At 70.6% G+C, this 17230-nt stretch carries 15 protein-coding genes; 6 read left to right on the top strand and 9 right to left on the bottom strand.

Translation table 11 applies throughout. The annotated features are described in order from the left end of the window. Positions 1 to 440 precede the first annotated feature (440 nt). The 3 genes from PVE36_RS05170 (at position 441) to PVE36_RS05160 (ending at position 4305) form a co-directional block, all read left to right on the top strand. On the top strand, positions 441 to 2204 hold the full coding sequence (locus PVE36_RS05170; protein ID WP_277455008.1) for a DUF6421 family protein: 1764 nt from the start codon (positions 441 to 443) through the stop codon (positions 2202 to 2204). Next, positions 2201 to 3307, top strand: coding sequence for a low specificity L-threonine aldolase (locus PVE36_RS05165; RefSeq protein ID WP_277455007.1), 1107 nt, complete (start codon positions 2201 to 2203; stop codon positions 3305 to 3307). Before PVE36_RS05170 ends, PVE36_RS05165 begins: the two co-directional genes overlap by 4 nt. Positions 3308 to 3387: 80 nt before the next feature. Beyond that, entirely contained in the window at positions 3388 to 4305 is a 918-nt protein-coding gene (locus PVE36_RS05160; RefSeq protein ID WP_277455006.1) for a phosphatase PAP2 family protein, read from the top strand. 64 nt (positions 4306 to 4369) lie between these two features. Here the strand turns inward: PVE36_RS05160 and PVE36_RS05155 are convergent, their stop codons facing one another. Next, the gene (locus PVE36_RS05155) at positions 4370 to 5827 is read right to left on the bottom strand and encodes a gamma-aminobutyraldehyde dehydrogenase (RefSeq protein WP_277455004.1); all 1458 of its coding nucleotides are present in this window, start codon (positions 5825 to 5827) and stop codon (positions 4370 to 4372) included. A gap of 196 nt (positions 5828 to 6023) precedes the next feature. Between PVE36_RS05155 and PVE36_RS05150 the strand changes: the two genes are divergently transcribed. From PVE36_RS05150 to PVE36_RS05140, 3 genes are read left to right on the top strand one after another with little or no spacing between them, the layout of a single operon-like run. Then, positions 6024 to 6482 (top strand): Lrp/AsnC family transcriptional regulator, encoded by a 459-nt coding sequence (locus PVE36_RS05150; protein WP_277455002.1) that lies wholly within the window; start codon positions 6024 to 6026, stop codon positions 6480 to 6482. Then, positions 6479 to 7873, top strand: a complete 1395-nt coding sequence (locus tag PVE36_RS05145) for an aspartate aminotransferase family protein (protein ID WP_277455000.1) — start codon at positions 6479 to 6481, stop codon at positions 7871 to 7873. Before PVE36_RS05150 ends, PVE36_RS05145 begins: the two co-directional genes overlap by 4 nt. Before the next feature lie 48 nt (positions 7874 to 7921). Beyond that, positions 7922 to 9118, top strand: coding sequence for an LOG family protein (locus tag PVE36_RS05140; protein ID WP_277454999.1), 1197 nt, complete (start codon positions 7922 to 7924; stop codon positions 9116 to 9118). Between the two features lie 17 nt (positions 9119 to 9135). Here PVE36_RS05140 and purU read toward each other — a convergent pair whose 3' ends face one another. The 8 genes from purU to PVE36_RS05100 all read right to left on the bottom strand — a co-directional run bounded on the left by purU (position 9136) and on the right by PVE36_RS05100 (position 17229). Then, a complete protein-coding gene (gene purU / locus PVE36_RS05135) occupies positions 9136 to 10011 on the bottom strand; it encodes a formyltetrahydrofolate deformylase (RefSeq protein ID WP_277454998.1) in 876 nt (291 codons plus the stop codon). Continuing rightward, entirely contained in the window at positions 10008 to 11228 is a 1221-nt protein-coding gene (gene rlmN / locus PVE36_RS05130) for a 23S rRNA (adenine(2503)-C(2))-methyltransferase RlmN (protein WP_277454997.1), read from the bottom strand. Before rlmN ends, purU begins: the two co-directional genes overlap by 4 nt. Positions 11229 to 11310: 82 nt before the next feature. Then, complete coding sequence (locus PVE36_RS05125; protein ID WP_277454996.1) at positions 11311 to 12189, bottom strand: phosphatidate cytidylyltransferase; 879 nt, start codon at positions 12187 to 12189, stop codon at positions 11311 to 11313. Position 12190: 1 nt separating this feature from the next. Then, entirely contained in the window at positions 12191 to 12748 is a 558-nt protein-coding gene (gene frr, locus PVE36_RS05120; RefSeq protein WP_277454995.1) for a ribosome recycling factor, read from the bottom strand. Positions 12749 to 12821: 73 nt separating this feature from the next. Further along, the gene (gene pyrH / locus PVE36_RS05115) at positions 12822 to 13550 is read right to left on the bottom strand and encodes a UMP kinase (RefSeq protein ID WP_277454994.1); all 729 of its coding nucleotides are present in this window, start codon (positions 13548 to 13550) and stop codon (positions 12822 to 12824) included. A 196-nt stretch (positions 13551 to 13746) separates the two neighbouring features. Then, positions 13747 to 14574: a translation elongation factor Ts gene (tsf, locus tag PVE36_RS05110; protein WP_277454993.1), complete on the bottom strand. Its 828-nt coding sequence runs from the start codon at positions 14572 to 14574 to the stop codon at positions 13747 to 13749. Between the two features lie 49 nt (positions 14575 to 14623). Continuing rightward, a complete protein-coding gene (rpsB, locus tag PVE36_RS05105; RefSeq protein WP_277454991.1) occupies positions 14624 to 15604 on the bottom strand; it encodes a 30S ribosomal protein S2 in 981 nt (326 codons plus the stop codon). Positions 15605 to 15897: 293 nt separating this feature from the next. Continuing rightward, positions 15898 to 17229 carry an ABC transporter substrate-binding protein gene (locus tag PVE36_RS05100; protein ID WP_277454990.1) on the bottom strand — a complete coding sequence of 444 codons (1332 nt, stop codon included), beginning with the start codon at positions 17227 to 17229 and terminating at the stop codon, positions 15898 to 15900. Between the last annotated feature and the right edge of the window lies 1 nt (position 17230).

The raw sequence follows: 17230 nt of genomic DNA, 5'->3' as shown, positions 1-17230 counted from the left end.
CAGGCTGGAACGAAGGAACTTCCCGTCCCGACCCCGGAGGCTGTCATGACCCCCTTCGCCCGTGTCCTCGTCGACCAGGTGCACTCCAGTGCGTGGTCGCTCGATGCCGACCGTGCCGCGGAGATGAACCCCGCCAACCCCGGGGACGCCAGCCTGGCCCGCTCCGCCGCCCTGCTGCGCGGACGCGGCACCCGCGTCGACGCGCACACCGACGGCCGGCTGACCCCCGAGGCACTCGAGGGCGTCGACGTCCTCGTCATCCCGCACCTCGCCGACGCGGCGAGCGAGCGGGTGACCGGCGGCCTGCCCCCGGTCCTGCTCGCGTCCGAGATCGACGCCGTCGTCGACCACGTGGCGAAGGGGGCGGCCTGGTCGTCCTCGCCGAGTGCGACCAGGACACCCACGGCAACAACCTGGACGAGCTGCTCGCCCCCTTCGGCGTGGGGATCGTCTCCACCCTCGTGCACGAGTCCCCCGACGGCGGCCGGCGCCAGCACGGCAACGCCACCTGGGTGCGCCCGGACACCGCCCAGAGCCCCGGCCAGGGGGTCCTCGCGGGCATCGCGGACCTGTGCTTCTACCGCTCCGGGACCCTCGACGTGTCCGGCGCCGCCGGCGCCGCCGTCCTGGCCCGCACCTCGGAGACCGCGCACCCGGCCGGTGAGCCCCTCGCGGTGACCCTCGAGCACGGCCGAGGACGCGTCGTCGTCCTGGCCGACTCCGACCTCGTCGGCGACGACTCGATCGGCGAGCTCGACCACGAGGAGTTCTGGATCAACCTCGTCACGTGGGCGGGCAACGGTGGTGTCGACGGCTCGGCCCCGGGGGGCCTGACCGCCTCGACCACCGTGGCGTCGGAGGCCTGGCTGGCCCTCAAGTCGGCCGTGGAGGAGCTGCGCACGATGCAGGCGGGTGACGGCTCGCTGACGCCGGAGGCCGACCGCGAGCGCGCCACCGAGCTCGTGACGCAGATGATCGCCCGGGTCGAGGAGCTCGCCCCGCGCTTCCCGCACGACGCCGAGTACCTCGCCGCCCTGCCGACCGACCTGCGCCGCTGGGTCGACGACGGCTTCGGCGTGCCGGACTTCCTCGACAGCCTCATGGCCTTCCGCCCCGAGCAGCACCGTGTCGACGGGGCCGAGCACCTGGTCCTCTTCCCGATGTACACGCAGAACGGCAACCCCGACCGCGTCTTCGAGGCCGTGCTGATCAGCGTCTTCTGGCCGGACTGGCTCGCCGACGTCGAGGCCACCTTCGACAACCCGATGTTCCTCTCGGTGCAGTTCCTCGACCACACCCCCGGCTACGACACGAACTCAGCCGTCCTCTTCCCCGAGACGGTCTCCGTCCGGGAGGTGCCGACCTTCAGCTGGGGGGCGATCTTCTCCGACCGCGAGGCCGCGCGCTTCCGTCGGATCACCGAGGCGGCCGCCGAGACCCTCTCCCTCGACCTGCCGCCGGAGGGCGAGCGGCTCGTCGCCTCGCAGGAGATGGCCCAGTCGGTCTTCGCCATGTGGGACCTCATGCACGACCGCACCCACAGCCACGGCGACCTGCCCTTCGACCCCTTCATGATCAAGCAGCGGATGCCGTACTGGATGTACGCGCTCGAGGAGCTGCGCTGCGACCTGAACACCTTCCGCCAGTGCGTCGACCTCGCGCAGGAGGGCCACCCCTTCGCCCGGGCCGTGCAGCTGGCGGTCGTCTTCGACCGCGGCTTCCGCTTCCCCGTGACCGGTGACCGGCACCGCAACTACGACGGCCTGGGTGGCCAGCTGCTCTTCGCGTGGCTGCACAAGCACGACGCGCTGCGCTGGACGGACAACCGCCTCTCCTTCGACTGGCGTCGGGTGCCCGAGACCGTGGTCGCCCTCTCCGACGCGATCGAGGCCCTCTACCGCGACGGGATCGACCGGTCCAAGGTCGGCCACTGGATGGCGGCCCACGAGTTCATCTCCCGGTACGTCGCGCCGCACCCGGCGTCGGTCTGGGCGAAGGGGGCGGCCGGCCTGCCGCTCGACGGCCCCCGCAAGGGCCTCAACGACGCCGTCCTGCCGGACGAGTTCCCGCTCAACGTCTTCTTCGAGGCGCTGCGCAAGAAGCTCGGCCCGGTCATCGACTCCACGCGCGGGATCACGGGCGCGGACGACGCCGGGGACGCCCACGATGCCGCGGGCACGGCGGATGTGAGGATGTCGGCGTGACCATCCAGCACGAGACCGAGACCACGACGACCGGCGGGGACGCCCCCTTCTCCCCGCTCCACGACCCGGGCGAGCGCGGCTTCGCCAGCGACAACTACGCCGGGGTGCACCCGGAGGTGCTCGCGGCGATCGTCGCCGCCAACGGCGGTCACCAGGTCGCCTACGGCGAGGACGTCTACACCGCGCGCCTGACCGAGGTGCTCTCCGACGTCTTCGCCCGCCCGGTCGAGGTCTTCCCGGTCTTCAACGGCACGGGCGCCAACGTCCTCGCCCTCCAGGCGGCGACGCCGCGCTGGGCCTCGGTCCTGACGACGAGCAGCGCGCACATCCACGCCGACGAGGCCGCGGCCCCGGAGCGGGTCGGTGGGTTGAAGGTCAACGTCATCGACACGCCCGACGGCAAGCTCACGCCGGAGCTCATCGAGGCCTACCCGGCTCGGGAGGGGGACGAGCACTTCGCCCAGATCGGGGTCGTGTCGATCACCAACTCCACCGAGGTCGGCACGGTCTACTCGCCCGAGGAGATCCGCGCCATCGCCGACCTCGTCCACGCCCGCGGCTGGGTGCTGCACCTCGACGGGTCGCGCCTGGTCAACGCCGCCGCCGCGCTCGGGACGGGGCTGGCGCAGCTGACGAGCGAGGCGGGCGTCGACATCCTCTCGCTCGGCGGCACCAAGGGCGGGGCGATGATCGCCGAGGCCGTCGTCGTCCTCTCCCCCGAGCGCGTCGCCGGCCTGACCTACCTGCGCAAGCAGTCGATGCAGCTGGCCAGCAAGATGCGCTTCGTCTCGGCACAGCTGCTCGCCCTCTTCGAGGGGGACCTGTGGCGCCGCAACGCCGAGCACGCCAACGGCATGGCCCGCCGCCTGTCCGAGGCGGTCGCCGACATCGACGGGGTGCGCCTGGTGACGAAGGTGGAGGCCAACGCGGTCTTCCCGATCCTCCCCCGTCTGGCGAGCGAGCGGCTCATGGAGCGCTTCCGCTTCTACTTCTGGGACGAGACGACCGGCCAGGTGCGCTGGATGTGCGCCTGGGACACCACCGAGGCCGATGTGGACGCCTTCGCAGAGGCCGTCCGTGAGGAGCTCGCCCCACCGCGATGAGCGGGTGAACGGACTGTGAACTCACTCACCGGAGGCGTGTTGCACAGGAAGTTGTCAGGAAGATCCATTAGACCTGAAGGGTGACCTCGAAGTCGTCTCGGTGGACGAGCGCCCCGGCCCTGGCCGGTGCGCTGGTCGTCGTCACCCTTCTCGCGGCCGGCCCGCTGCGCTCCCTCGACGCGGCCTTGCAGGGGTACTGGGCCAAGAGGTACACGCCCAACTGGTTCGGCTTCCTCGACACGGTCCCCAACGCGATCGCCGGTCAGGCCGTCTGCCTGCCCGTGCTCCTCCTCGTCGCGGTCGTGCTGGCGCGCAGGCACCGCACCTGGCACCCGCTCGCCATCGTCGTCGCGGCCGAGGTGGCCTTCTACGCCGGAGTCGGCGGGATGAAGATCCTGCTGGGTCGCACCTCCCCCGCCGCCGGCAGCGGCCAGTTCTGGGAGGGCGGCGTCTTCGCCCACGGGTGGTACGGCATCGCCTACCCCTCGGGCCACGCCGCCGAGGCGATCCTCTTCTACGGCGCGGCGGCCTACCTGCTGCGCACCTACGCGGGCCCGCACGTGCGCATCCGCAAGCGGCTGAACGTCCTCGTCGGCCTCATCACCGCCCAGTCCATCGTCGTCGCCTTCTACCTCGGCTTCCACTGGCCCACCGACCTGCTCGGCGGCATGCTCGCCGGTGCCCTCATGCTGCGGATCATCGTCGACGTCGATCGCCGCGTCGCGGCCGGCAGGCCGATCCTCGGCTGGCAACCACCGACCGCGCGTGCCGCAGCGGCACCGGCACGGCCGACCCCCGCCCCGACCCGGACAGCCGTCCCCACGGTGGCCCAGAGCGCCAACGACCTGCCCCCGATGCGCCCGGTGACGGTGCGGCCCATGACGGCTCGATCCGACTCGGCGACCGCGTGGCCCGGCCCGCGGTCGGCCCCCTTCGCCCTGCGCGAGCAGGGTCACCACGCCCGGGTGCGCGAGCTGCAGACCACCGGCAAGGGCTGAGCCCCGCCCCCGGAGACCGGGAACGGGGCCCAGCGACGCGCTCAGCGACGTGGGGTCTGCGGCCTCACGAGTCGAGGTTGGCCATGACGTGCTTGATGCGCGTGTACTCCTCGAAGCCGTACATCGACAGGTCCTTGCCGTGACCGGACTTCTTGAACCCGCCGTGCGGCATCTCGGCGACGAGCGGGATGTGGCAGTTGATCCACACGCAGCCGAAGTCGAGGCGGCGGCTCATCCGCATCGCCCGGCCGAAGTCCTTCGTCCAGACGCTGGAGGCGAGGCCGTACTCGACGCCGTTGGCCCAGGCAGCGGCCTGGTCCTCGTCGGAGAACTTCTGCACCGTGATGACCGGGCCGAAGATCTCCTTCTGGATCGCCTCGTCGTCCTGGTGCAGCCCGGAGACGACCGCGGGTGAGAGGTAGAACCCCTCGCCCATCTGCTCCATCCGGGTGCCACCGACCGCGAGGTTCGCGTGGTCCGGGAGGCGCTCGAGGAAGCCGGTGACGGTGGCCAGCTGGTTCTTGTTGTTCACCGGCCCCAGGAGGGCGTCCTCGTCGTCCGGGTAGCCGACCTTCGCCTCGGTCCTCGCGTACTCGGACAGGGCCGCCACGAAGTCGTCGTGGATGCCGGGGCCGGCCAGCACCCGCGTGGCCGAGGTGCAGTCCTGACCGGCGTTGAAGTAGCCCGCCTCGCCGATGCCGGCGACGGCGGCCTCGATGTCGGCGTCGTCGAAGACCACGACCGGCGCCTTGCCGCCGAGCTCGAGGTGGGCCCGCTTCAGGTCCTTCGCCGCGGAGGCGGCGACCTCGATACCGGCCCGGACGGACCCGGTGATCGCCACGAGCTGGGGGCTCGCGTGCTCGACGACCAGGCGACCGGTGTCGCGGTTGCCGGCGACGACGTTGAAGGTCCCCTCGGGGAGGAACTCGCTGGCGATCTCGGCCATGAGCAGGGTCGCCTCGGGGGTGGTGTCGCTCGGCTTGAGCACGACCGTGTTACCGGCGGCCAGTGCCGGGGCGATCTTCCAGATGGCCATCATCATCGGGTAGTTCCACGGCGTGACCTGGCCGACGACGCCGATCGGCTCCCGCCGCACCCAGCTCTCGAAGCCCTTCATGTACTCGCCGGCGGACTTGCCCTCCAGCACCCGCGCCGCCCCGGCGAAGAAGCGGAGGTGGTCGAGCATCATCGGGATGTCCTCGCTCAGTGTCAGCGCGACCGGCTTGCCGGTGTTCTTCGCCTCGATGCGGGCCAGCTCCTCGGAGCGGGCCTCGAGGGCGTCCGCGAACTTCAGCAGGGCCATCTGCCGCTCCGCCGGGGTCGTGGACCCCCAGGTGCCGAACGCGCTCGAGGCCGCGGCATAGGCACGGTCGACGTCACCGGCGGTGCTCGCCGGGGAGGAGGAGACGACCTTCCCCGTCGAGGGGTCGACGAGGTCGAAGTGCTCGTCCCCGAGCGACTCGACGTAGTCACCCCCGACGAAGTTGCGCAGGGCGCGGGTGTCCTGGGTGGTGTCGGTCACGGGGGCCACTCCTTGTGGGTTGGGGCCGGTCGGGCGCTTCGATCGTGTGACTCGCACCATATCCCCGTCGAACGCTGCGTGTCACGTGTCGGACGGACCCTCATCGACGGATCACCCACTCGATAACGGGCCAGTTCGACGGATACCGTAGGTGCTCGGGTTGCAATCGACGGGTACCGAAGAGGAAGATGGCGCCATGCCCAGCCGTGTGAAGCTCGACGAGGTGAGCAAGCAGATCATCGAGCACCTGCAGCAGGACGGTCGCCGCTCCTACGCGGAGATCGCCCGGGCCGTCGACCTGTCGGAGGCGGCGGTGCGCCAGCGGGTGCAGCGACTCATCGACACCGGCTTCATGCAGATCGTCGCCGTCACCGATCCGCTCCAGGTGGGCTTCACCCGGCAGGCGATGATCGGGCTGTCCGTCGAGGGCGACCTCACCCCCGTCGGCGACGCCCTCGCCGCGGTGGACGAGGTCTCCTACGTCGTCACGACGGCCGGCAGCTTCGACCTGCTCGCCGAGGTCGTCTGCGAGGACGACGACCACCTGCTGACCCTGCTCACCGAGACGATCCGGCGCCTTCCGGGCGTGCGCTCCACCGAGACCTTCGTCTATCTCAAACTCAACAAGCAGCACTACAACTGGGGGACCAGATGAGCGACCGACACACGACCGCCCGCGGCACGAGCCTGCAGGACGCCGCCCGCGACCACCTGTGGATGCACTTCACGCGCCACGGCGACTTCGAGGACGGTGGCCACCGCATCCCGACCATCGTGCGCGGGCAGGGCCACACGATCTGGGACGACACCGGCAAGGAGTACATCGACGGCCTCTCCGGGCTCTTCGTCGTCCAGGTCGGCCACGGCCGCCAGGAGCTGGCCGAGGCGGCCGCCAAGCAGGCCGAGCAGCTCGCCTTCTTCCCGCTGTGGTCCTTCGCGCACCCGACCGCCATCGAGCTGGCCGAGCGCCTGGCCCTCGGTGCCCCCGGCGACCTCAACCGCGTCTTCTTCACCAGTGGTGGCGGTGAGGCCGTCGAGTCGGCGTGGAAGCTGGCCAAGCAGTACTTCAAGCTCACCGGCAAGCCGCACAAGCACAAGGTGATCTCCCGCGCGGTCGCCTACCACGGCACCCCGCAGGGCGCGCTGTCGATCACCGGCCTGCCGCCGCTGAAGGCCGACTTCGAGCCGCTCGTGCCCGGCGCGCACAAGGTGCCCAACACCAACATCTACCGGGCGGCCGAGGAGCTGCGCGAGGACCCCAAGGCCTTCGGCCGCTGGGCCGCCGACCGCATCGCCGAGGCCATCGAGTTCGAGGGCCCGGAGACCGTCGCGGCGGTCTTCCTCGAGCCGGTGCAGAACGCCGGCGGCTGCTTCCCGCCGCCCCCCGGCTACTTCGAGCGGGTGCGGGAGATCTGCGACGAGTACGACGTGCTGCTCGTCTCCGACGAGGTCATCTGCGCCTTCGGCCGCATCGGCTCGATGTTCGCCTCCACCGACTTCGGCTACACCCCGGACATCATCACCTGCGCGAAGGGGATGACCTCCGGCTACTCCCCGCTCGGCGCGATGATCGTCAGCGACCGGCTCTTCGAGCCCTACCGGAAGGGCACCAACACCTTCCTGCACGGGTACACCTTCGGTGGTCACCCCGTCAGTGCCGCGGTCGGGCTGGCGAACCTGGACATCTTCGAGCGCGAGGGCCTCAACGACCACGTCAAGACCAATGCGCCGGCCTTCCGCCGCACCCTGGAGAAGCTGCTCGACCTGCCGATCGTCGGCGACGTGCGCGGTGAGGGCTACTTCTACGGGATCGAGCTGGTCAAGGACAAGGCCACCCGGGAGACCTTCACCGACGAGGAGGCCGAGACGCTGCTGCGCGGCCACATCGACAAGGGGCTCTTCGACGCGGGCCTGTACTGCCGCGCCGACGACCGCGGGGACCCGGTCATCCAGCTGGCCCCGCCGCTGACCATCGGCCAGGCCGAGTTCGACGACATCGAGCAGCGCCTGCGCTCGGTCCTCACGGAGGCCGGTCAGCACATCTGAGGCGAAGGGGGTCGGCCCGCGGCCCGAGCGTGCGGCTAGGTTGAGCGAATGAGCTACCGGGAGGCGCGCGCCCATCCCCTGCACGACCCGGCCCATCCCGGCCGGGGGCACCCCGCCTTCCGGGAGGTCCACGACACCGAGACGTTGCGGGCGCTGGTCGAGCGGGAGATCCCGCTCGGTGGCTGGCGCCTGCAGGGCCTGGACCTCACCCCCTACGCCGGCTACCTCCGGCGGGCCGACGTGCGGGGGCTCGTCGTCCTCGGCGGCGAGGTCCCCGAGGACCTCGCCCGCAGCCTCGTCGCGCGGGGCGCGGTCCTCATCCCGCACGACCCGGCCTGCCCCGTCGACCCCTTCCGGGCGCAGCTGTACTCCCCCTTCGAGCTCTACCGCGGGCTGCGCGACTCGGGCTACGCCACCACCACCGACGCGCTGGCCTACGCGTGGAGCCGGGAGCAGCGCACCCAGCACGACGCCTACGCCACCCTGCTGCGGGCCCTGCACGACGACGCCATGCAGGACGCGATCATCGAGGTGCTGCACGGTCACGAGGTCGTCGGGGTGATGGGCGGGCACGCCCTGGCCCGGGGCACCGCCGACTACGCCGACGCAGCGACCCTCGGTCACGCCATCGCCGACGCGGGACGTGTCGTCCTCACCGGCGGAGGACCCGGGGCGATGGAGGCCGCCAACCTCGGCGCCCTCGCCCGGTCCCCCGACGCGCTGGCGACCGCCCTGACCGATCTCGCCGCCGTCCCGGGCTTCGTCCCCTCCATCGACGAGTGGGCGCTGCTCGCGCTGGAGGTGCGTGAGCAGCTCGGCGTCGACGACGGGCGGGTCCGCAGCATCGGCATCCCGACGTGGTTCTACGGCCACGAGCCGCCCAACGTCTTCAGCACCGGGATCGCCAAGTACTTCTCCAACGCCCTGCGCGAGGACGTGCTGCTCTCGCAGAGCAGCGGTGGCCTCGTCGTCCTGCCGGGGGCGGCCGGGACCGTCCAGGAGATCTTCCAGGCCGCCACCCCGCTGTACTACGCGGACGAGGACGAGGACCTCCCGCCGCTGGTCCTCGTCGGCCGCGAGCACTGGACCGAGACGTTGCCGGTGTGGCCCGCCCTGCGCGCCCTGGGGGTCGGGCAGCCCCTCGGCGAGGTCATCCACCTCGTCGACACGCCAGCGGAGGCCGCCGCGATCGTGCTCAGCAGCACGGGTGGAGGTCAGCTCGCCGACGGCTCGCCGACGCGCTGACGGCCACCCCGCCGGCGTCAGTCGAAGACGATGGTGCGTCGCCCCCGCAGGACGACACGGCGCTCGACGTGCCAGCGCAGCGCGCGCGCGAAGGCCATCGCCTCGAGCTCCTGACCCGTGCGCGCGAGCTGCTCGGGGCTCATCCGGTGGTCGACGCGCCGGAAGTCCTGCTCGATGATCGGCCCCTCGTCGAGGTCGGCCGTCACGTAGTGCGCGGTCGCGCCGATGACCTTCACCCCGCGGTCGTGCGCCTGCCGGTACGGGCGCGCGCCCTTGAAGGAGGGCAGCAGCGAGTGGTGGATGTTGATGATCCGCCCGGGGAAGTCGGTGCACATGCCCTCGGAGAGCACCTGCATGTACCGCGCGAGGGCCACCGTCTCGACGTCCTCGGCGGCGATGATCTCGCGCAGGCGCTCCTCGGCCTGCGGCTTGGTCTCCGCTGTCACCGGGACGTGGTGGAAGGGGATGCCGTGCCACTCGACCTCGTCGCGGAAGTCCTCGTGGTTGGACACGACCGCGGGGACGACGACGTTGAGCTGGCCGGTGCGCACCCGGAAGAGCAGGTCGTTGAGCACGTGCCCCTGCCGGGAGACCATGATCAGCAGCCGGTGCGGCTCGTGGGGGTCGTGGACGTCCACATCCGCACCGAGCTGCTCCACCAGACCGGTGCGGGCGGCCTCGAGGGCCCCGGGGTCGATCGGCTCGTCCCCGCCGAGGTGCATCCGCAGGTGGAACTCCCCCGTCGACGGGTCGCCGAACTGCTGGCTGTCGAGGATGTTGAGGTCGAGAGCGACCATCTCGCCCGTGACCGTGTGCACGATGCCGCGCCGGTCGGGCCCGGACAGGGTCAGCACGACCTCGCGGCCGAGGCCGCTCGGGACGGGCCCGCTCATGAGCTCGTCGCCGCGAGCTGCCCGCAGGCCCCGTCGATGTCGCTGCCCCGCGTGTCCCGGACCGTGGTCGGGATGCCGTTGGCCCGCAGCCGCTCGACGAACTGCTGCTCCACGCCGGGGCGGGAGGCGGTCCACTTCGAGCCCGGGGTCGGGTTGAGCGGGATGGGGTTGATGTGCACCCAGCCCTTCCCCCGCGCGAGGAGCTTCTTGGCGAGCAGGTCCGCCCGCCACGCCTGGTCGTTGATGTCGCGGATCATCGCGTACTCGATGCTCACCCGTCGGCCGGTCGCGAGGTAGTAGCGGTGGGCGGAGTCGATCGCCTCGTCCACCTTGAATCGGGTGTTGATCGGCACCAGCTCGTCGCGCAGCTCGTCGTCCGGGGCGTGCAGCGACAGCGCGAGCGTCACCGGGATGCCCTCCCGGGTGAGCCGGTCGATGCCGGTGACGAGGCCGACCGAGGACATCGTGATCCCCCGGGCGCTCATGCCCAGCCCCTCGGGCGAGGGGTCGACCATCCGTCGGATGGCGCCGATGGCGGCCTTGTAGTTCGCCAGCGCCTCCCCCATGCCCATGAAGACCACGTTGGTCACCCGGTGACCGCCGCGCGAAGGGGGGTTCCCCCCTTCGCCCTGCTCCTCGTCGGCCTCGTCGCCGAGCTCCGCGCCGTCGTCGACGGGGGCGGTGAGGTCACCGGCCTCGGCGAGCATGCGGTTGGCCGCGACGACCTGGTCGACGATCTCGGCGGTCGACATGTTGCGGGTGAGGCCGGCCTGGCCCGTGGCGCAGAAGGGGCAGTTCATGCCGCAACCGGCCTGGCTGGAGATGCAGATCGTCGCCCGGCGGCGGTAGCGCATGAGCACCGACTCCACCGTCGCGCCGTCGTGCAGGCGCCACAGGGACTTCAGGGTCGCGCCCTGGTCCGCGGAGATCGTGTGCACGGGCGTCAGCAGCCGCGGCAGCAGCCCGGAGACGAGCTCCTCGCGGCCCTTCTTGGGCAGGTCGCTCATCTGCGCCGGGTCGTCCGTGTGGTGCGTGAAGTAGTGGGTCGACAGCTGCTTGGCGCGGAAGCCCGGCAGACCGAGCTCCTTGGCCAGCTCGACCCGGCCGGCGAGGTCGAGGTCGGCGAGATGGCGTGGCGGCTTGCCGCGCCGGGGTGCGGTGAAGGTCAGCTGGCCGGGCACCGGGCGCGTCGTCGAGGGTGGGGGCAGATCGGTCATCGGGACCATTGTCTCAGCATCGGGCCGGGAGTCCGACGCGGACGGCCCCGAAGCGCATTTCCCCGGGGTCGTGCGCCCGGCGTCAGTACGGGGCGATGAGGCGCAGCGCGAACCAGGCCAGCGGCACGACGAGGACGAGCGAGTCCAGCCGGTCCATGAGTCCGCCGTGGCCGGGGAGGATGTTGGACATGTCCTTGATCCCGAGGTTGCGCTTGAGGCTGGACTCGATGAGGTCACCGATCGTCGCCACGGGGGCGATGAGCGCACCGAGCAGTGCACCCTGCCACCACTGGCCGGAGTCGAGGCACAGGGGCACCGCGACGCCGCCGACGAGCGCGCAGGTGGCGACGGAGCCGGCCATGCCCTCCCAGGACTTCTTCGGCGAGAGCCGCGGCGCCATCGGGTGTTTGCCGAAGAGCACGCCCACGGCATAGCCGCCGATGTCGGAGAAGACGGTGATGAGGATGAAGACGAAGATCCGCCACCGGCCATCCGGCTCGGAGAGCATCAACGCCGCGAAGCCGATGAGGAAGCACGGGTAGAGCAGCACCAGCGCTCCTGCGCCGATGTCGCGCAGCGCCCCGGTCAGCCCGTCGGCGACCCGCCAGATGATGATCGCCAGGACCGTCAGCGTCGCGGCGAAGACCATCGCCTCGGCCCCCCGCAGGTAACCGGCGACGAGCAGACTCACCGCGCCCACGGCGACGGGGACGAAGGGGGCGAACAGGCCCCCTTCGGACAGCGCCTGACGCATCTCCCACACGGCGACGATCGCGGCCACGCACACGACGGCCAGGAAGGCCACCGGGTGGAGGATCAGCGAGCCGGCCGCCACGACGCCGAGGGCCACCCCGGTGCCGATGGCCACGGGCAGGTTGCGCCCCGCCCGACTCGTGGAGCCGCCGGCCGCCCCCGCCTGCGCCCGCACGGAGCGGCGGGTGGCGTTCTCGGGTGGGGTCACATCAGACCTCGGACAGCTCGGCTTCCTTGGACTTCAGCAGGGAGTCGACGCTGTCGGTGTACTTCTTCGTCAGCACGTCGAGTTCCTTCTCCCCGCGGTTGCCCTCGTCCTCACCGACATCGCCGTCCTTGACGGCCTTGTCCATGATGTCCTTGGCGTGCCTGCGGATGTGGCGGATGGAGACCTTGGCGTCCTCGGCCTGGCCCTGGGCGAGCTTGATGTACTCCTTGCGCCGCTCGGCGGTCAGCTCCGGCATCGTGATGCGGATGACCGACCCGTCGTTGCTCGGATTCGCGCCCATGTCGGAGTCACGCAGCGCGGTCTCGATCGCCTTCAGCGACGACTGGTCGTAGGGCGTGATGAGCAGGGTGCGCGCCTCCGGGCTGGCGAAGGAGGCGAGCTGCTGCAAGGGGGTCGGCGCGCCGTAGTAGTCGACCATCACCTTGTTGAACAGGCCGGGGTTGACCCGCCCGGTGCGGATGCCGCCGAAGTTCTCCTTCGCGACCTCCACGGCCTTGTCCATCTTCTCCTCTGCTTCCAGCAGGGCTTCCTCGATCATGTCTCTCGGCTCCTTCTCGTCAGCCGCCGCGACGGCGCGCGGGGCTGTGGTCGTCTGGGGGTCAGTGTCTCACTCAGGAGGTGACGAGCGTGCCGATCGGCTCGCCGAGCAGGGCACGGGTGATGTTGCGCTCGCCGTCCATCCCGAAGACGAGCATCGGCAGGTGGTTCTCCCGGCACAGGCTGAAGGCGGCGGCGTCCACGACCTTGAGGTCCTCCTGCAGCGCCTGCTCGTAGGTGACCCGGTGGAACTTGCGGGCATCGGGGTTGCTGCGCGGGTCCGAGTCGTAGACCCCGTCGACCCCGTGCTTGGACATCAGGACGATGTCGCACTTGATCTCCAGGGCCCGCTGGGCGCTGACCGTGTCGGTGGAGAAGAAGGGCATGCCGGCGCCGGCACCGAAGATGACGACGCGCCCCTTCTCGAGGTGGCGGATCGCCCGACGCGGGATGTATGCCTCGGCGACCTGCCCCATGGTGATGGCGGTCTGCACGCGGGTGTCGATCCCCGCGTCCTCGAGGAAGTCCTGCAGCGCCAGGCAGTTCATGACGGTGCCGAGCATCCCCATGTAGTCCGCCCGCGTGCGGTCCATGCCCTGCTCCTGCAGCTGCTTCCCGCGGAAGAAGTTGCCGCCACCGACGACGATGGCCACCTCGACGCCCCTGTTGACGGCGGTGGCGATCTGCTCGGCGATGCCGCGTACGACGTCGGGCGCGACTCCGACCTTGCCGCCGCCGAAGGCCTCGCCGGAGAGCTTGAGCAGAACCCTGCGGTAGGGCGTGTGTGGGGTCTGTTCGGTCACGTGGACACTCCCTGGAGATCGGGCATACGGGGTGTGCCCGATCCTTCCACAGGTGCGGGCGCTTCGTGGACTCCCCCCGGGCGACCACGACGGGGGCGGCGCCCTGGGGGGCGTGCTCAGTGGACATCACGAAGGGGGCCGCCACCGTGATGGTGGCGACCCCCCTTCGAGGCTCAGGACAGCGCCGTCGCTGGGATCAGGAACCGACGCGGAAGCGGGCGAACTGCGTCGCGCTCGCACCGGCCTCCTCGAGAACCTTGCCGACCGACTTCTTGGCGTCCTTGGCGAACGGCTGGTCGAGCAGCACGTTCTCCTTGAAGAAGCCGTTCACGCGACCCTCGATGATCTTGGACATCGCGGCCTCCGGCTTGCCCTCCTCCTTGGCGGTCTCCTCGGCGATCCGGCGCTCGTTGGCGACGGTCTCCTCGGCGATCTCGTCACGGGTGAGGACGTTCGGGCTGAACGCGGCGATGTGCATCGCGACGTCGCGGCCGACCTGGTCGTCGCCGCCCTCGGTGCCCAGGAGGACACCGATCTGCGCCGGCAGGTCGGGGCTGGTCTTGTGCAGGTACGCCGAGACGACCGGGGCCTCGATGCGGGCGATCCGCTTGACCTCGATCTTCTCGCCGATGGTGGCGTTGGCGTCGTCGAGCAGCTCCCGGACCGTCTTGCCGTCCGCGGGGGCCGCGAGCAGGCTCTCGGCGTCCGAGGCCTTGGCCTCGACGGCCGCGACGAGGACCGAGTCCGCGAGCGCGCCGAAGGGCTCGCTCTTGGCGACGAAGTCGGTCTCGCAGAGGACCTCGACGAGGGTGCCCACCCCGGCCTCGGCCTTGGCGACCACGAGCCCGTTGGAGGTGGTGCGCCCCTCGCGCTTGGTGACGCCCTTCAGGCCCTTGATCCGCAGGCCCTCGATGGCCTTGGACTTGTCGCCCTCGGCCTCGTCGAGTGCCTTCTTCACGTCGAGCATGCCGGCGCCGGTGCGCTCGCGCAGCTCCTTGATGTCAGCGGCGGTGTAGTTCGCCATGTGCGTGCCGTTCTCCTTCTGGGGAAGTGGACGAGTGGTGAGTGGTGGCTCAGGCCTCGGGGGTGTCCGCGGCCGGCGTGGCGGGCGCGGTCTCCGGGGACGTCGCGGTCTCGTCGGAGGCCGCGGTCTGTGCCGGGGTCTCCGCCTCGGCGGGCGCCTCGGTGACCGGCACCTCGGCAGCGGCCTCGGTGGCGGCGGCCTCGGTCTCCGCCTCCGGAACAGCAGCGGCCGGCGCCTGCTCGACGGCAGCGGCGGTCTCACCCTCGCCGGCGAGGAGCTCGCGCTCCCACTCGGCCATCGGCTCGGCCGCGGCCTCGCCCTGTGCGGCGGCGCCGCCACCACCACGGGACATGAGGCCGTCGGCGACCGCGTCGGCGACGACCCGGGTCAGCAGGGTGACCGAGCGGATCGCGTCGTCGTTGCCGGGGATCTTGTACTGGACCTCGTCCGGGTCGCAGTTGGTGTCGAGGATGGCGATGACCGGCAGGCCGAGCTTCTGGGCCTCGTCGACCGCCAGGTGCTCCTTCTTGGTGTCGACGATCCAGACCGCGGAGGGGACCTTGGTCATGTCCCGGATACCGCCGAGGGTCTTCTCCAGCTTGTCCTTCTCCCGGCGAAGGATGAGGAGCTCCTTCTTGGTGTAGCCGGAGCCGGCGACCGTGTCGAAGTCGATCTCCTCGAGCTCCTTCAGGCGGGTGAGGCGCTTGGAGATCGTCTGGAAGTTGGTGAGCATGCCACCGAGCCAACGGTGGTTGACGTAGGGCATCCCGACGCGCGTCGCCTGCTCGGCGATCGGCTCCTGGGCCTGCTTCTTCGTGCCGACGAACAGGATGGTGCCGCCGTGGGCGACCGTCTGCTTGACGAACTCGTAGGCGTCGTTGATGTAGGTCAGCGACTGCTGCAGGTCGATGATGTAGATGCCGTTGCGCTCGGTCATGATGAAGCGCTTCATCTTGGGGTTCCACCGGCGGGTCTGGTGCCCGAAGTGGACGCCGCTCTCCAGGAGCTGGCGCATGGTGACGACGGCCATGCCGAAGTCCTCTCGTCGTGGGTTGTCAGTTGTCTCCTGGTGCCCCGACCCACCCCACCCGGCCGCTCGGCCGGGACTGCCGTGGTGTGCCCCGGATTCGGAGGGATACCTCGTCACCCGGAAGTGGGACACGCGAATTCATCCAGACACACTGGATGTGCTTGCCATCTTACGGGCACGCGGGACGACAGGGGAAATCCTCCCTTCGCCCGAGGCACGGCAGGAGAGCGGACACACGTCGACGGTGGGGCCGCAGCCCCACCGTCGACATCGGTCCGCTCAGCCGGCGACGATCACTCGGTCACCTCGGCATCCGGCAGGCCGTCCTCCGGCGGCTCCGACGCGGCCACGTCATCCGGGTCCGCGGTGATCTCGGCGTCGCCGATGTCGGTCACGAGCACCTCGGTCAGGGGCGTGGTCGACTGGCCCTTGATCTCCGACATGCGCACACCGGAGATCCCCAGGTGGCTGTCCTCGGAGTAGCGGAAGGGAGCCAGGTGCGGCCCGGGCCAGTTCTGGGCATCCTGCTCGATCACCTCGACGATGCGCTCACGGGTGAGGTCCTCACCCGATGCCTGCAGCGCCGAGGCGGTCAGGTAGGCCATCGACATGCCGTAGACCCGGTAGTTCGTCAGCTCGCCCTTGCCGCCCTGCTCCTCCCAGACCTTCTCCCACAGGTCGACCCACGGGCTGTCCTCGCCGACACCGGGGATGTACTCGGTCGTCATGGCGCCGTCCAGGGCGCCGCCGCCCTCGACCTTGCCCTCGGAGAACTTCGAGAGCAGGCTGCCCACGAGCTTGGGGTCGGAGCCGACGTTGGTGTACATCCACGTCGGGTCGTACCCCAGCGTCCGAGCGGTGAGCTGGCTCAGCGCCGTGTAGCTCGGGGTGTTGAAGCCCACGACCAGGTCCGCGCCGGAGGCCTTCAGCTTCGAGATCTGGGGCCCCACGTCGGTGTTGCCCGAGGCGTACTCCACCCGCTCGACGATCTGGTCGTCGATGTACTGCCGCAGGCCCTTCTCGCCGTCCCCACCGAGCTCGTCACCCTGCAGGAAGAGTCCCACCTTGGCGTCCGGCTCGTTCTCCTTGATCCACTGGCCCATGATCTTGCCCTCGATCTCGTAGTCGGGCTGCCAGCCGAAGGTCCACGGACGCTCCTGCGGGTCGTTGCCCCACAGCTGGGCACCGGAGGAGACGAAGAGGTCTGGGACCTCCTCCTGGTTGAGGAAGTCGACGACGGCCGTGTGCGTCGGCGTCCCCAGCCCGCCGACGATCGCGAAGACCTCGTCCTGCAGGACGAGCTCGTCGACGACCTTGGAGGTGTTGGTCGGGTTGTAGCCGTCGTCCTTGACGGTCAGCTCGATCTCCCGGCCGTGGATGCCCCCGGCCTCGTTCACGTAGTCGAAGTAGGCCTTCATCCCCGTGTTGATCTCGGAGTAGCCCGGCGCCGCCACCCCCGTCAGCGGCTGGTGCGTACCGAAGCTGATGGTGCTGTCGGTGACGCCGGTGGTGTCGCCCTCCGCACTCTCGCCGCCGCCCGACTCGCGTCCGCCGGCTCCGCAGCCGGCGAGCACGACAGCAGCCGTGCCGGCGGCGAGCGCTGACCTCCATCGAATTGTGGTCATG

The sequence above is a fragment of the Janibacter sp. DB-40 genome, from assembly GCF_029510815.1.
Classification (GTDB): Bacteria; Actinomycetota; Actinomycetes; order Actinomycetales; family Dermatophilaceae; genus Janibacter.
The sequence above is the reverse complement of the archived record's forward strand: the minus strand, read 5'-3'. Positions and strand labels throughout refer to the sequence as shown.

What these genes read in the sequence shown, in the direction of transcription:
- rlmN (WP_277454997.1), bottom strand. Translation starts at nt 11,228, where the DNA reads ATGACCGATCTGCCCCCACCCTCGACGACGCGCCCGGTGCCCGGCCAG.
- PVE36_RS05100 (WP_277454990.1), bottom strand. Translation starts at nt 17,229, where the DNA reads ATGACCACAATTCGATGGAGGTCAGCGCTCGCCGCCGGCACGGCTGCT.
- PVE36_RS05140 (WP_277454999.1), top strand. Translation starts at nt 7,922, where the DNA reads ATGAGCTACCGGGAGGCGCGCGCCCATCCCCTGCACGACCCGGCCCAT.
- PVE36_RS05150 (WP_277455002.1), top strand. Translation starts at nt 6,024, where the DNA reads ATGCCCAGCCGTGTGAAGCTCGACGAGGTGAGCAAGCAGATCATCGAG.
- PVE36_RS05145 (WP_277455000.1), top strand. Translation starts at nt 6,479, where the DNA reads ATGAGCGACCGACACACGACCGCCCGCGGCACGAGCCTGCAGGACGCC.
- tsf (WP_277454993.1), bottom strand. Translation starts at nt 14,574, where the DNA reads ATGGCGAACTACACCGCCGCTGACATCAAGGAGCTGCGCGAGCGCACC.
- frr (WP_277454995.1), bottom strand. Translation starts at nt 12,748, where the DNA reads ATGATCGAGGAAGCCCTGCTGGAAGCAGAGGAGAAGATGGACAAGGCC.
- purU (WP_277454998.1), bottom strand. Translation starts at nt 10,011, where the DNA reads ATGAGCGGGCCCGTCCCGAGCGGCCTCGGCCGCGAGGTCGTGCTGACC.
- rpsB (WP_277454991.1), bottom strand. Translation starts at nt 15,604, where the DNA reads ATGGCCGTCGTCACCATGCGCCAGCTCCTGGAGAGCGGCGTCCACTTC.